This is a genomic window from SAR202 cluster bacterium, assembly GCA_016872285.1.
GTDB lineage: Bacteria > Chloroflexota > Dehalococcoidia > Lucifugimonadales.
The window spans coordinates 1-13653 of record VGZZ01000003.1 but is presented as its reverse complement, the minus strand read 5'-3'; the positions used below and the strand labels follow the sequence as shown (position 1 = coordinate 13653).

The window sequence follows — 13653 nt, the reverse complement described above, 5'->3', positions numbered from 1 at the left end:
GAACAGATGTTGGGCCCGACGGTGAAGGTGCCTATTAGACGCTTGCGGCAAGGCGTAACTCAGGATGTTGAAGATGTGGTCGCCACCGAGGAGCCGCTGGAGATTCGGGTGGTGTGGTGGGAGGAAGGGACGCAGCGCACCGCCAGCGTCGCCGTAACTATGCGCACCCCTCGCCACGACTATGAGCTGGCGGCGGGCTTTCTCCATAGCGAGGGCATCATCAGAGGCTTCGACGCCATCGAGCGCATCAGCCACTGCCAGGATGAAGGCGTCGAGCAGAAGTACAACATCGTCAACGTATATCTGAAGCCAGGGTTCGCCTTTGACCCGAAGCTCCTGAACCGCAACTTCTACGCCACATCAAGCTGCGGCGTCTGCGGCAAGGCGTCGCTGGAAGCGTTGGAGATACGGGGATGCCCTGCGCTGCCGACGGGTGAGCTAAAGGTCTCAAAAGATGTGGTGTCCAGCCTGCCTGACGCTTTGCGGAAAGAGCAGCGCGTCTTCGATCGTACAGGGGGCCTTCATGCGGCGGGGCTGTTCGATGCCCAGGGGCGGCTTCAGTGCCTTCGTGAGGACGTGGGGCGGCACAACGCGGTGGACAAGCTCGTGGGCTGGGCGATGCTGGGTAAAAGGCTGCCTCTGAACAACAGCGTACTGGTGGTCAGCGGACGCACCAGCTACGAGATTATGCAGAAGGCGCTGTCGGCGGGGATACCCTTTGTAGTGGCGGTAGGGGCGCCGTCCAGCCTGGCAGTGGACATGGCTAGGCGGTTCGGTATGACGCTGGTGGGGTTTGCCAGAGGTGACGGGTTTAACGTATACACTGGCCTCGAAAGATTGGATAGCTGACCCTGCCCAATACGCCGGCGGCGGTTCGGGCACTTCCGCGTTGCCCTCTTTCGACGACTGTGCTACCATCCTAGCCAAGCGCCCCCTTCCTCAGGGGGCCTTTAATCTTTGCTCACGTACGCCTATGTCCATTGAACAGCAGCTAGCTCCATTTAATCCTAACAAAGACGCCGCGTTAACTATTGGCACCTTTGATGGCGTGCATCTGGGCCATCAACATTTGCTGCGAGCTTTAAAAGAGAAGGCCCAAAAACACAATTTGGCCTCCATCGCCCTTACTTTTCGCAACCAGCCCCGCGCCGTACTGGTTCCCGGCTACCAGCCTCAATACCTGGCGTCCTGGGAACAGCGGCAGCGCCTCATACGCCAACAGGGCATTGACCACATTGCGCCTTTGGAATTCACAAAAGAGCTGTCGCAAGTAAAGGCTAGACCCTTCGTGCAGACTTTAGTCGATCACCTACGAATGAAGGGCCTTGTGGTGGGCCCGGACTTTGCCTTGGGCCACAAACGAGAGGGCACTATATTGGTATTGCGAGAACTTGGCCGTGAGATGGGGTTCTGGCTGCATGTAGTGGAGCCGATGTCCCAGGGAGGACAGGTGGCAAGAAGCCGCAGCCTGCGACAGATGGTATCGGAAGGGAAGGTAGAAGCCGCGTCGGCGCTGCTGGGACGGTGCTATTCGCTGACGGGGACCGTAGCCCACGGCGACGCCCGGGGCCGCGAGCTGGGTTTCCCCACAGCCAACCTGCTGGTAGAGCCGGAGCTTCTGGTCCCGGGCAACGGCATCTACGCCACCTGGGCAACGGTGAGGATGGGGAAGCGCCCCTCTGCCACTAGCATAGGCGTCAGGCCCACCTTCGGCGGCGGCGCCAGGCTCATCGAGACCTTTATCATGGACTTTCATGGCGACATCTATGGCGAGGTCATGGCTGTAGAGTTCGTCTCGCGGCTACGCGAGGAGAGGGCCTTCGCCAGCGTGGCGGAACTGGTCAGCCAGATGGATAAGGATGTGGAACAGGCCAAGGCTATCCTTTCTGGAAGCGCGAGGTAATAATTTGTTAGACCAGCAGACCTTGGACAAAGTCCTACGCCGGGGCGTGACTGAAATCATCGTCGAAGAGGAGACGGTGCGGCTGTTGCAGCAGGGCAAGCCGCTGCGTCTGAAGATGGGCTTCGACCCCAGCCGCGCCGATATCCACCTGGGGCATGTGGTCGGCCTACGCAAGCTGCGGCAGCTTCAAGAGCTGGGTCACAAAGTCATCCTCATCGTCGGCGACTGGACGGCGCAGATCGGCGACCCCAGCGGACAGTCCGCCACCCGCCCCATGCTGACCCACGAGCAGGTCATGGCCAACGCCCAGACTTACCTGGACCAATTCTTTAAGGTGGTGGACAAAGACCGCACCCAAACCGTGTTGCAGAGTGAGTGGTTCGGAAAGTTTACTCTGGCCACGGTCATTGACCTCACCAGGCGTTTTACCGTGGCCCAGTTCCTAGAGCGCGACGACTTTGCCAAGCGGTACGCCGCGGGCCGGCCCATCGCCATCACCGAGTTCCTGTACCCCCTGCTACAAGGCTATGACTCCGTGGCAATAAGGTCCGATGTAGAATTCGGCGGCACGGACCAGAAGTTTAACCTGCTGGTGGGCCGGCAGCTCCAGGAGATGATGGGCCAGCGGCCCCAGCAGTGCTTCCTGATGCCGATGCTGGTGGGGCTGGACGGCGTTCAGAAGATGAGCAAGAGCCTGGGCAACTATGTGGGGGTGTCCGACCTACCCAACGAGATGTATGGCAAACTAATGTCCATAGCCGACAGCCTGATAACCAACTACTTTGACTATTTAACTGATGTTTCGCAGAATGAATTAGAGGAGATGCGCAGGGCTATTAAAGATAGCTCGGTGAACCCTATGAACTTAAAGAAGCGGCTGGCCCTGGATATCACCGCCCAGTTCCACGGCGCTTCCGAGGCAGGTAAAGCCCAGGATTACTTTGAGCAAGCTTTCCAGCGCCGCGAGCTGCCTCAGGACATACCCAGCGTGGGATTTCGTTGGCAGCCGGCCCAAAAGCAGTATCTATTCATACCAACTGATGGCGACGGGAAAGAGTCCTTGGTGGGTGTAGAGGCCGGGGGGCAAGCAGCGCTGGTGGATTTGTTGGTGGCTGCGGGCCTGGTGCCCTCAAAGGCTGAGGCCAAGCGTTTGGTTGCTCAGGGCGCCGTGGAAGTGGACCAGCGGAAAGTAGACTCGACCAACATCTCGATAAAAGATGGTCTTGTGATAAAGGTAGGACGCAGGAAATTCGCGCGTCTCACGGAGTTGGACAGGAAATAATTGCTCAATGTCCAACTGAGGAAAGGACTTGAAGATGCCAAAGCAGAACCTTCGCATACCGGGTCCCGTCTCGTGTTATCCGGAGATCATGTCCGCTCTCACGGGCGACATGATAAACCATCGCGGCCCTGAGTTTAAGGAGATGCTTTACAGCGCCACGGAGCGTCTCAAGAAGGTGTTTTGCACCTCCAACGACCTCTATATCCTCACGGCGTCCGGCACAGGGGCCTTGGAGGCGTCCATAGTCAACGTGCTGTCGCCGGGAGACCGGGTGCTGGCCTGTATCGGCGGGCATTTCGCGCTGCGATGGTCGGAGATGGCGGAGGCCCATGGCGCCATTGTCACTCGCCTAGAGTTCGAATGGGGCAAGCCGGTGGAGCCGGAGGCGGTGCGGGCGTCGCTGCGTAAGGACCCGTCGATTAAGGCTGTCATGCTGGTGCACAACGAGTCGTCCACCGCCGTCACTAATGACGTGGCGTCCATCGCAAAGGTCGTGAAGGGCGAATTTGGAAAGTTGCTAATCGTAGACGCCGTCAGCAGCCTAGGCTGTATCCCCCTTGAGACCGACGCCTGGGGCTGCGACCTGGTGACTACCGCCTCCCAGAAGGGGTTGCTGCTGCCCCCCGGCCTGTCTTTCATAAGCGTCAGCCCCATGGCCTGGCAGGCTTATAATTCCGCCCGGATGCCAAGATATTATTTTGACCTCGGGCTGGCTAAGAGTTACTACGATATAGGCCAGACGCCCTTCACGCCCAGCCTGCCTCTTTTTTACGCTCTAAAGGTGGCCCTGGACCGGCTTCTAGAAGACGGCTTGGAGGCCGTCTTCACTCGACACGCTGTGCTAGCCCAACGCGCCAGACAAGGCTTGCGAGGACTAGGGCTTGCTCTCCTGGCAGACGATTTATGCGCCTCCAACGCCGTGACTGCCGTGAAAATTCCGGAAGGCGTGGAATTTGGACCGCTGCAAAATGTCCTTCGGAAGGAATACAACGTCATCGTCGCCGGCGGGTTGGGCAAACTGAACGGCAAAGTATTCAGGATTGGGCACATGGGCGCGGCTGACGAGGCGGAAATAGACGACTGCGTCAGAGCCATAGGCGCCGCTTTGCCAAAAGTCGGGTTCAAATCGCGCGTTTAAAGCCGCCAAAATGATTACTCTGCCATGACCGAGTCAAATATACTTTTATTAGACGCGCAGACTTTGGAGTCAGTCGTATCGTCATATCAACGAGACGCCGGAGGTCTTGTATATGGTGCAGATGACTCAGGCTATGGCCGTTCTCAAGCTGGTCCTGGCGGAGATTAGAGCAAAGGAGCAGCACCTAGACACTCAGATAAAGCAGTTCGAGGGTCAGATGGCCAGGCTGCCGCGTCAGACCATTATATGGAGCGTTGCCGCTGGACATGGCCCTCAACGCCATGGCTGAGGTGGAGGAGCGGCTGAATCATGCGAAAACAATGAAGCGCCACCTGACAAGCATTAAAGAGCGGTCGCAGCGGGAACTGGAGGCCCTGGAGGTAGTGCAGCGCGTGGAGGAGGCCAAGATATCCCTGGCCCAATTGAGAACCCTAATTAACTCTGGCGGCCAGGCTAGCCGGCAAGCGTCGGCGCAGATACAGGAGCTGGAGGCTTACATAACTCAGTACAGCAAGCAGGCGGAGCGGGCCATAATTATGCCCGCGACGCCCGACTTTAGCTAGAGGCTTCCCTCCAAAAGATTGATGGTCAACCCGGTAGGCAGCTTGGGGTAAAAGAAGGTCGACTTGCGGGGCAGCTTGTCGCCCCTGTCTACAATGGTCTCGAACAGGTCCATGGGCATGGGCTTGAGCAAAAAGGCCGCCTGACGGCCGTCGCTTGTGAGCAGTTCCAAGGCCTCAGCCGCGTCATGGATCCATGTAACGTTTTGGTCGATAGTCGAGCCAAAGACGGGTTTCAGCACCAGTTCTTCCAGCACCCACGCTTCAAAGGAGGCCATAGGCCCTTTGCCTGGCGGCAGGGCGCCGGGCTTGACCCTCAGCAGGCTGGCGCCGCCTCCGGCCCTGACCAACCCCAAGATCAGTTCCCTCTTGCCTCGTTCATGGATATCCCTGACCAGGTCTTCGGCGGAAGCGCCATGCTCCAACGGCCAGGGCGTGGCCGAAAAGACTTCATCGATACGTTTCCACAAGGCGTCTTCCAGGCCTATGTCGAGGCCGCCCACTACTCGATGGTAGGGCAGCACTACAAGCCCGGGGTCCTCGAAGTCCACCAGGTAGGCCATAACAAAGTTCACGGTTGCGTCTTTATTCCGTCCGGCGTTGGGCTGGAGGTCGCGATAGGCAAGGGCTGTCTCGTATCGGTGGTGGCCATCCGCGATGTAGAGAGGCTTGGATACAAAGCTCTCCTGTATCTGCTTTACGCTGGATGAGTCGCTGATTAGCCATAAGGCATAATCGTTGCCTTCAGCGTCGGAAAAGCTGTCTTCGGGAGCGCCGGCCATAGCCTTACGCAAAAGGGGCGCCAGCTTTCGCTCCTTGTCCCTATACAGCAGCATTATGTGGCTAAAGTTGGTGCGGCAGGCCTGCATAAGGGCCAGCCTGTCTTCTTTAGCGGCCCTCTGGGTGAACTCGTGAGGCAAAACTATTCGCTTCTCGTACTCCTCCAGGCGGACGGCTGCCATAATGCCAAGGCGCTGTCGCCTTTCGCCCTCGAACCGAAAAGAGTGGCTGACGAGGTAGTAAGCCGTTTTGTCGTCCCTGACCAGCGCCCGCTTCTCAAGCCACTGTTTCAGAGTAGTGGCCGCGCGGGTATATCGGTTGTCCCCGGGGTTATCCGTGGTTTTTCGCTCGCCTTCTTCCAGGCGCACCACGTTGTAGGGGCTGCGTTGATAGAGTTCTTTTTGGCCCCTGGGAGATATGACGTCGTAAGGCGGGCACACAACCTTAGCAATGTCCCCGACCACCCGGCTATTGAACCGAAGGGCCCTGAAGGGCCTGACGTCCGCCACGGTTTTCCGCTCCTGAGCTAAGGAATTTTCTTGCCTGTTTAACTAAACTTAGGATACATTCTGTCATAATTTTTTAGTGTGGGATAGACATGGTCTTAGAAGAGACTCGATCCCGGGTTGAGCAGCTTCGAAAGGAGCTTAATTACCATAACTATCGCTACCATGCGCTCGACAACCCTGTAATCAGCGATGCCGAGTACGACCGGATGCTCCAAGAGCTGTGGAACCTGGAGGCACAGCATCCGGAACTTGTAACGCCTGATTCGCCGACGCAACGAGTGGGCGCGCCGCCTGCCACAGGATTCGCCGAGGTCCGGCACCCGCTCCCCATGTTAAGCCTTGCCAACGCCTTTAACGCGGAGGACCTGGCGGCCTGGCACCGTCGCGTCGCCAACCTTTTAGGCTTCAGCGATTTCGAGATGGTCTGCGAGCTCAAGATTGACGGCCTGGCGGTGGCCTTAACTTATGAAGAAGGCCGCTTTGTGCGGGGCGCCACCAGGGGCGACGGCGTTCGCGGCGAGGACGTGACCAACAACCTGCGGACCATCAAGAGCATACCGCTGGCATTGCAGGGGACCTGGCCGGCTAAGTTGGAGGTTAGAGGCGAGGTCTACATGACTACGGAGGAGTTCAGTAAGCTGAATGTGGAAAGGGAAACTAAAGGCCTGCCCCTCTATGCCAACCCTCGAAACACAGCGGCGGGTTCTGTGCGGCAGCTGGAGTCCGGCATCACGGCTTCTCGAAAGCTGAACATCTACATTTATAGCCTTGGTTACACGGAAAATGGTGTTATAGCGGACAATCAGTGGGATACTCTCGAGAAGTTTAAGGCAATGGGGTTTCGTATCAATTTACACAACAAGCTATGCCACAACTTGCGGGAGGCGCAAGAGTATTACAGGCACTGGCTGGAACATCGTCATGAGCTGCCGTACCAGACCGACGGCGTGGTAATCAAGGTGAACCGATTCAGCTATCAGGCCAATCTTGGCGTCGTCGGCAGGGAGCCTCGATGGGCCACCGCTTACAAGTTCCCCGGGGAGCAAGCCATCACGAAGCTCCTGGATATTGGCATCAATGTTGGACGCACGGGCAGCCTAAACCCCTTCGCGGTCCTGGAGCCGGTGGTGGTCAGCGGGGCCACAGTAAAGCTGGCTACGCTGCATAACGAGGAGGATATTCAGCGAAAGGACATACGCGTTGGAGATTGGGTGATTGTTGAGCGGGCGGGGGAGGTGATTCCCCAGGTTATGGGGCCGGTGCTGGATCGTCGCACAGGGGAGGAAAAGGTGTTCCAAATGCCGGAGAAGTGCCCTGTGTGCGGCACGCTCATAGTAAAGCTGCCTAACGAGGCTATGCATCGATGCCCAAACAGGGCCTGTCCCGCCCAGTTCTTCGAGCTGCTGAAGCACTTTGTCAGCAAGGGCGCCATGGACATCGACGGGCTGGGCGAGCAGTGGTGCAAGATCCTCATCGACGCAGGGCTGGTAAAAGACCTATCCGATATCTATTACCTGAAGAAGGAACAGCTTCTAGAACTGGACCGCATGGGCGATAAGCTGGCGTCGAAGATCATAAAGAACATCGAGGCCAGCAAGACTCGTCCCCTTTCGCGAGTTATCTTTTCCCTGGGGATACCTCACATCGGATCGGAGATGGCGGACTTGCTGGCCCAGCACCTTCACAGTATCAACGCTCTGGCCCAAGCCACAGAGGAGCAGCTTGTTTCGATACCTGGCATCGGCCCCAAGATTGCGGCCAGTGTTGTCAGCTACTTCAAGGTTGATACCAACCGTGAGACCATTGAAAGGCTCAGGCAGGTGGGTGTGAAACTGGAGGATGAGATGGTGGCAGGGGATGAATCAGACCTGCCCTTTAAGGGCAGGATTTTCTGTCTTACAGGCTCCCTCTCTTCTTTGTCCCGCCCTGACGCGGAGGCGCGGATAAAAGCGCTAGGGGGCGCAACCTCCTCCAACGTCACGCGCAAGACTACGGACCTGGTGGTGGGGGCAGAGCCGGGGTCTAAGCTGGAGGCGGCGCAGCGTTTAGGCACTCGAATTCTTGACGAGCAGCAGTTCCTGGCGTTGTTGCAGGAACACGGCGTTAAACTACCGGCAGGCTAGCATTGTGCGCTGGTTGATTAACAAATTCCCCTCGTCCCTCCAGCCCATTAACTTTTGAGAGTGATAAAACAGCAATGAAGTTTGTAGTCGGTCTGGGGAACCCCGGACCTGAATACGCGGAAAGCCGGCACAACATTGGATTCATGTGCGTCGATTCCCTGGCTAAGAAATGGGGGGTGAAATTAGGGGAGCGTCGGAAGCTGGTGGTGCTGGAAAAGACGGCATTTGAGGGTACGGACGTTGTGCTGGCTAAGCCCAGGACCTTTATGAATGCCAGCGGAGAGGCGGTGGCGTATCTATTAAGTCGATTTGGCGGCACAGCTTCCGACTTGATAATTGTCTACGACGAGATGGACCTGCCCCTCGGAACTATTCGGATCAGAGGGAAGGGCAGCTCGGCGGGACAAAAGGGTATAGGAAATATCATCGCGACGCTAGGGAATGAGGCCTTCCCGCGCCTCAGGGTAGGCATAGGCAGGGCGGCTGAGGGGATAGGAGGCCGGGATTACGTCTTGAGCAGCTTTGAAAAAGAGGAGCGGGTTGCGGTAAAGGAGGTGGTTGAGAGAGCTGGCGAGGCTATCGAGTGCCTGCTAAGGGAGGGGTTGGAAAGGGCGATGAATAAGTTCAACTGATTTGTGGCTGCATGGGGCCTTTGCTAAACTGAGTTGATATTTGAGCCAATGGGCAGCAAAGGAAAATCATGGCGTTAACTCGAGAAGAGGTCTTGCACATCGCCACGCTGTGCCGTATAGCCCTGTCCACGGAAGACGTGGAGCGTATGAGAGGGCAGCTATCCCATATCCTGGAGCAGTTCCAGGTGCTGGGCGAACTCAACACCAGCGATGTTCCTCCTACCAGCCATTCAGTGGAGATGCAAACGGTCTTGCGCGATGACGAGCCGGCGCCATGCCTGGATAAAGAAAAGGTGCTGTCCAACGCTCCTCAGCGAGAGGAGGATTATTTTAAGGTAAAGGTGGTGTTGGAGGAGTAATGGCCGCGTTACATGACCTAACCATCCAAGAGTCCCATACTCTGCTCAGAAGCGGCCAAGTAAGCTCTGTAGAGTTAACTAGGGCTTGCCTGGACCGAATACGGAAGGTGGAGCCAAAAATCAAAGCCTTCGTTACGGTTACCGAGGATGAGGCTATGCGTATGGCCCGCCGCGCCGACAAAGAGCGGCTTTATAACAATGGCTCGCCCCTGGCGGGCGTTCCTGTGCAGATTAAAGACGTCATGTGCACTGAAAACATCCGCACCACCTGCTCATCGCGCATGCTGGAAGATTTCGTTCCTCCGTACAGCGCCACGGTAGTCGAGCGGCTCTACGCCAAGGGCAGCGTGCTGGTGGGCAAGGGGAACATGGATGAGTTCGCCATGGGGTCCTCCACGGAGAACTCGGCTTTTTACCCCACCCGCAATCCCTGGAACATGGACCGGGTGCCGGGCGGGAGCAGCGGCGGCACGGCCTCGGCGGTGGCGGCGGGGGAAGCGATTTTCGGTCTGGGCTCCGACACCGGCGGCAGCATTAGACAACCCGCGGCCTTGTGCGGGATCGTGGCGCTTAAGCCCACTTATGGCCTTGTCAGCCGCTACGGGCTCATCGCCTTTGCCTCCTCGCTAGACCAGATAGGTCCAATGACCAGGGACGTGCGCGATGCTGCGATAGTGCTCAACGCCATTGCCGGCCATGACGCCAAGGACGCTACTTCTATCAGCGCCAATCTCCCCGACTACACCTCTGAACTCGGCAAAGACATACGAGGGTTAAAGCTTGGGGTGCCCAGAGAATATTTCGCGGAAGGGACCCAGCCGGGTGTGAGTGAGGCCATGAATAAGGCGCTAAAGGTCTTGGAAGGGTTGGGCGCAAAGTTGGAAGAGGTGTCCCTGCCGACTACCAAGTATGCGCTGGCCTGCTACTACATCATTGCCCCCTCGGAATGCTCCGCCAACCTGGCACGATACGATGGAGTTAAATACGGTTACTCCCACTCGGATTCCGGTACTATGTGGGAGGGTATGGAGAAGACTCGGCAGGTGGGGTTTGGGCCGGAGGTGAAACGCCGCATCATGCTGGGGACTTATGCGCTGTCTTCCGGCTACTATGACGCTTTCTATATAAAGGCTCAAAGGGTGCGTACTCTAATTCGCCGCGAAATGGAAGAGGCATATAAGAAGTTTGACGCGTTGGTAACCCCTACCTCCCCCACGGTGGCGTTCAAGTTGGGAGAACGCACGCAGGACCCGGTGCAGATGTATTTAAGCGATATATGCACAATACCTATAAATATGGCCGGAATTCCGGCTATTTCAGTCCCCTGCGGATTTTCCGAGGGGATGCCCGTTGGCATGCAGATAATGGGGCCAGTCCTTTCCGAACCGCTACTTCTCCGAATCGCCTACGCCTATGAGCAGGCCACGGCATGGCATAAAGATAGACCGCGGCTTTAGCTGAATGCCGAGTAGTATAACCATACAAGTCCAGGGTTTGGTACTCACCGCCGAACTGAACGGCTCTGCGGTAGCTCAGAAGATTTTGGAGGCCTTGCCTGTTTCCGCCAAATGTAATCGATGGGGTGACGAGATATATTTTCGTGTCCCCCTGACCGCGGAAATGGAGGACGGACGCGATGTTGTGGAGGCGGGGGATTTGGGGTACTGGCCGCCAGGAAACGCCTTTTGCATATTTTTTGGCCCTACGCCTGCTAGCCAGGGCAACGAAATCCGAGCAGCTAGCGCGGTCCAACTCATTGGAAGGCTTGTGGGTTCGCTGGAAGAGTTGAAAAACATCCGGAATGGGGCTGAAATCGTATTAAAATAATGACTGGAGTTGCGGGAATTCTTACAAAAGAATAGTCTACCTTGCCTTGCTTGACCTGCTATGTTAGAATCCCGTCAAACAATCCGATAGCTTAAAAGCTAACGGTCATAAACACACCCTGGGGAGCGGAGCCGGTCCAGATTTGTGTCACCTAGAGGAATTCTTGTTACATTCCTCCTTAGCTGTAAACCTCTCAGGAGATTTTCGCTATGCAAAGATACTTATTGTTTAGGATAGGGCAGTCGATATTGGCGCTGTGGGGTGTCAGCATCATAGTCTTTTCCCTCGCCCGCCTCAGCGGTGACATGGTCAATCTCATGCTTCCCATGGAAGCAACGGGTGAGGACTTTGAAAGGGTTAGGAAAGCCTGGGGTCTGGACAAGCCCCAATGGCAGCAGTACCTGATTTACATGGGCAACATATTCAGAGGCGACTGGGGTGATTCCTGGCGGTGGGGCACCGGAGCTTTGGACATTGTGTTAGAGAAGTTCCCTAACACCGTACAAATGGCCTCAGTGACGCTAGCTTTCAGTACTATACTAGGCCTGGGATTAGGGGTGCTAGTGGCTACTAAAAAGGACACTGTCTTTGACCTGGGCGGCAAAGTTGTAGCTTTGCTGGGACAGTCCCTGCCGTCCTTCTGGACCGGAATTGTTCTGATGTGGATATTCGCTGTCCTCTTAGGATGGCTGCCGACATCAGGAAAGGGCGACAGGCCCTTCGATTTGAAGTACATGGCAATGCCAGCCATAACGCTGGGCTGGTTCAATGTAGCAGCCCTCATGCGGCTGACACGCTCGGCTATGCTGGAAGTCCTGGATAGCGAGTATGTAAAGCTGGCAAGGATCAAGGGTCTGCCCGAATGGAAAGTGATTTGGAAGCACTGCCTCAGAAACGCTGCAATTGCCCCTTTAACCTACTTTGGTGTGGTAGCCGGGTTCTTGCTCACTGGGTCAGTGGTAGTGGAGACCGTGTTCGCCTGGCCTGGTATTGGGCTGTTGGCAGTTGAGGCGATTCAAGCCAGAGACTACCAGGTGGTGCAGGCCGTTGTGATATTCATGGCCTCCATATTCATATTGTCCAATTTAGTCGTAGACATTCTCTATGCTTACTTGGATCCCCGAATAAGGTACAACTAGTCAACCGGAGGTGAAGGCATACATGGCAATCGCAATTCCCAAGGCTAGACCGTGGTATTCACCGCCACGTATAGCCAAAGGCATAAAATCCGCCCGACGACTGCCGCTTGTCCCTCTGTCCATTCTAATTTTCATCCTCATCCTGCCGGCGGTGCTGGCGGATGTATGGAGCAACTACAAGGGCTTTGATCCTGAAGTTGGCATCCTTACGGACCGTCTGGTGCCGCCTGCGTGGATTAAGGCTAAGGTGCTGGCCCTCCAGGGCGACATACCTTTGAATGAAATCCAGGTGTATAAAGACGATCAGTTGGTGCCGAATGGCAGGGTGACCCAAACAGGAAGCTTGGTGGCGGACGGCCAGCCGGTGACGGGCCTGACCATGCTTAAACATGATGGCAAAGAGGTAAAGGTAGAGCGAGCTCTGATTTACCCGGGAGGTGTGGAGAGTACAATTCAATCGAAGCTTCCCCCGGGACTCATAGTCGCCACCAATCCCATAGCTTTCGATTCCGGCGGGGCGCTGATTCGTGGAGAACACGTCGCCCAGGGTGTCGCCTTTATCGATGAAGTCACGTTTACACCTCTCGGAGCCACTTTTCAGGGGGTGCCGGCCAAGGATGCCATTGATGTGAAAGACGCCAGCGGCAATGTAGTGCAGCCGGTGGTTGGCATAGCCAGTATGCGCTATGTTAAGGAAGACGGAAGCAATGAAGAAATCTTAGCTTCCTCTGGAATGGCCAGGGTTATAACGCCGGACGGCTCGTCCAGGTACTGGCTGGGTACAGACAAGCTGGGTCGGGACCAAGTTACTCGCATGATTTACGGCGCGAGGATATCCCTATCCGTATCACTCATAGCCATTGCGTTTGCTGGAGCTGTAGGGACCAGCCTTGGGCTGATTGCGGGCTACTTTGGCGGTTGGGTGGACGCCGTGATAATGCGGTTTGTGGACATGAAACTAGCCATACCTTCCATACTGCTGGCCCTGGTGTTCGTTGCAGTAGTTGGGGCCGGGTTCGACACTGTGGTGACTGTAATAGCGTTGGTGTATTGGGCGGTATACGCACGCCAAGCTAGAGGCGAAACTTTAAGCATTAAGAACCGGGACTTTATTCAGAGGGCAAGAGTCGCCGGAGCGTCCCACATGCGCATAGTAGCTAAGCATATCCTGCCCAACGTAGCCAACAGTTTGGTAATTGTTGCCACATTACAGCTGGGAACTGCTATACTATTTGAAGCGTCCTTGAGCTTCCTGGGAGCAGGTATTCCCAGGCCTACGCCGGCTTGGGGTGTTATGGTGGCGGACGGACGAGAGCTCATTGTGTCGGCATGGTGGGTCTCCTTCTTCCCCGGCATCTGCATTTTGATAGCGGTGCTTTCTCTGAACCTGCTTGGCGACTG

The 13653-nt window shown here is 56.4% G+C and carries 13 protein-coding genes; 12 read left to right on the top strand and 1 reads right to left on the bottom strand.

The window, feature by feature from the left end; translation table 11 throughout:
• The first annotated feature begins 6 nt into the window (after positions 1–6).
• The 5 genes from fdhD to FJ320_01530 all read left to right on the top strand — a co-directional run bounded on the left by fdhD (position 7) and on the right by FJ320_01530 (position 4886).
• Positions 7–849, top strand: coding sequence for a formate dehydrogenase accessory sulfurtransferase FdhD (fdhD, locus tag FJ320_01550; protein MBM3924665.1), 843 nt, complete (start codon positions 7–9; stop codon positions 847–849).
• Between the two features lie 124 nt (positions 850–973).
• Complete coding sequence (locus FJ320_01545; GenBank protein MBM3924664.1) at positions 974–1903, top strand: bifunctional riboflavin kinase/FAD synthetase; 930 nt, start codon at positions 974–976, stop codon at positions 1901–1903.
• Positions 1860–3185 carry a tyrosine--tRNA ligase gene (locus FJ320_01540; GenBank protein ID MBM3924663.1) on the top strand — a complete coding sequence of 442 codons (1326 nt, stop codon included), beginning with the start codon at positions 1860–1862 and terminating at the stop codon, positions 3183–3185. Before FJ320_01545 ends, FJ320_01540 begins: the two co-directional genes overlap by 44 nt.
• Before the next feature lie 34 nt (positions 3186–3219).
• Complete coding sequence (locus tag FJ320_01535; GenBank protein ID MBM3924662.1) at positions 3220–4323, top strand: alanine--glyoxylate aminotransferase family protein; 1104 nt, start codon at positions 3220–3222, stop codon at positions 4321–4323.
• Between the two features lie 266 nt (positions 4324–4589).
• The gene (locus FJ320_01530; GenBank protein ID MBM3924661.1) at positions 4590–4886 is read left to right on the top strand and encodes a hypothetical protein; all 297 of its coding nucleotides are present in this window, start codon (positions 4590–4592) and stop codon (positions 4884–4886) included.
• Here the strand turns inward: FJ320_01530 and FJ320_01525 are convergent.
• The gene (locus tag FJ320_01525; GenBank protein ID MBM3924660.1) at positions 4883–6172 is read right to left on the bottom strand and encodes a DUF1015 domain-containing protein; all 1290 of its coding nucleotides are present in this window, start codon (positions 6170–6172) and stop codon (positions 4883–4885) included. The two genes, FJ320_01530 and FJ320_01525, sit on opposite strands and share 4 nt — an antisense overlap.
• A gap of 89 nt (positions 6173–6261) precedes the next feature.
• Between FJ320_01525 and ligA the strand changes: the two genes are divergently transcribed.
• The 7 genes from ligA to FJ320_01490 form a co-directional block, all read left to right on the top strand.
• On the top strand, positions 6262–8295 hold the full coding sequence (ligA, locus tag FJ320_01520; protein ID MBM3924659.1) for an NAD-dependent DNA ligase LigA: 2034 nt from the start codon (positions 6262–6264) through the stop codon (positions 8293–8295).
• Positions 8296–8369: 74 nt separating this feature from the next.
• The gene (locus tag FJ320_01515; protein ID MBM3924658.1) at positions 8370–8927 is read left to right on the top strand and encodes an aminoacyl-tRNA hydrolase; all 558 of its coding nucleotides are present in this window, start codon (positions 8370–8372) and stop codon (positions 8925–8927) included.
• Positions 8928–8995: 68 nt separating this feature from the next.
• A complete protein-coding gene (gatC, locus tag FJ320_01510) occupies positions 8996–9286 on the top strand; it encodes an Asp-tRNA(Asn)/Glu-tRNA(Gln) amidotransferase subunit GatC (GenBank protein ID MBM3924657.1) in 291 nt (96 codons plus the stop codon).
• Entirely contained in the window at positions 9286–10743 is a 1458-nt protein-coding gene (gatA, locus tag FJ320_01505) for an Asp-tRNA(Asn)/Glu-tRNA(Gln) amidotransferase subunit GatA (GenBank protein ID MBM3924656.1), read from the top strand. Before gatC ends, gatA begins: the two co-directional genes overlap by 1 nt.
• Before the next feature lie 4 nt (positions 10744–10747).
• Positions 10748–11113, top strand: a complete 366-nt coding sequence (locus tag FJ320_01500) for a hypothetical protein (GenBank protein MBM3924655.1) — start codon at positions 10748–10750, stop codon at positions 11111–11113.
• A gap of 209 nt (positions 11114–11322) precedes the next feature.
• Positions 11323–12252 (top strand): ABC transporter permease, encoded by a 930-nt coding sequence (locus FJ320_01495; GenBank protein ID MBM3924654.1) that lies wholly within the window; start codon positions 11323–11325, stop codon positions 12250–12252.
• A gap of 22 nt (positions 12253–12274) precedes the next feature.
• Positions 12275–13653: ABC transporter permease (locus tag FJ320_01490; protein MBM3924653.1), on the top strand; the 1379-nt coding region annotated here is incomplete at its 3' end.

Bases quoted from the DNA above. Each gene is read 5' to 3' on its own strand.
- fdhD (MBM3924665.1), top strand. From the start codon at position 7: ATGTTGGGCCCGACGGTGAAGGTGCCTATTAGACGCTTGCGGCAAGGC.
- FJ320_01545 (MBM3924664.1), top strand. From the start codon at position 974: ATGTCCATTGAACAGCAGCTAGCTCCATTTAATCCTAACAAAGACGCC.
- FJ320_01540 (MBM3924663.1), top strand. From the start codon at position 1,860: ATGTGGAACAGGCCAAGGCTATCCTTTCTGGAAGCGCGAGGTAATAAT.
- FJ320_01535 (MBM3924662.1), top strand. From the start codon at position 3,220: ATGCCAAAGCAGAACCTTCGCATACCGGGTCCCGTCTCGTGTTATCCG.
- FJ320_01530 (MBM3924661.1), top strand. From the start codon at position 4,590: ATGGCCCTCAACGCCATGGCTGAGGTGGAGGAGCGGCTGAATCATGCG.
- ligA (MBM3924659.1), top strand. From the start codon at position 6,262: ATGGTCTTAGAAGAGACTCGATCCCGGGTTGAGCAGCTTCGAAAGGAG.
- FJ320_01515 (MBM3924658.1), top strand. From the start codon at position 8,370: ATGAAGTTTGTAGTCGGTCTGGGGAACCCCGGACCTGAATACGCGGAA.
- gatC (MBM3924657.1), top strand. From the start codon at position 8,996: ATGGCGTTAACTCGAGAAGAGGTCTTGCACATCGCCACGCTGTGCCGT.
- gatA (MBM3924656.1), top strand. From the start codon at position 9,286: ATGGCCGCGTTACATGACCTAACCATCCAAGAGTCCCATACTCTGCTC.
- FJ320_01500 (MBM3924655.1), top strand. From the start codon at position 10,748: ATGCCGAGTAGTATAACCATACAAGTCCAGGGTTTGGTACTCACCGCC.
- FJ320_01495 (MBM3924654.1), top strand. From the start codon at position 11,323: ATGCAAAGATACTTATTGTTTAGGATAGGGCAGTCGATATTGGCGCTG.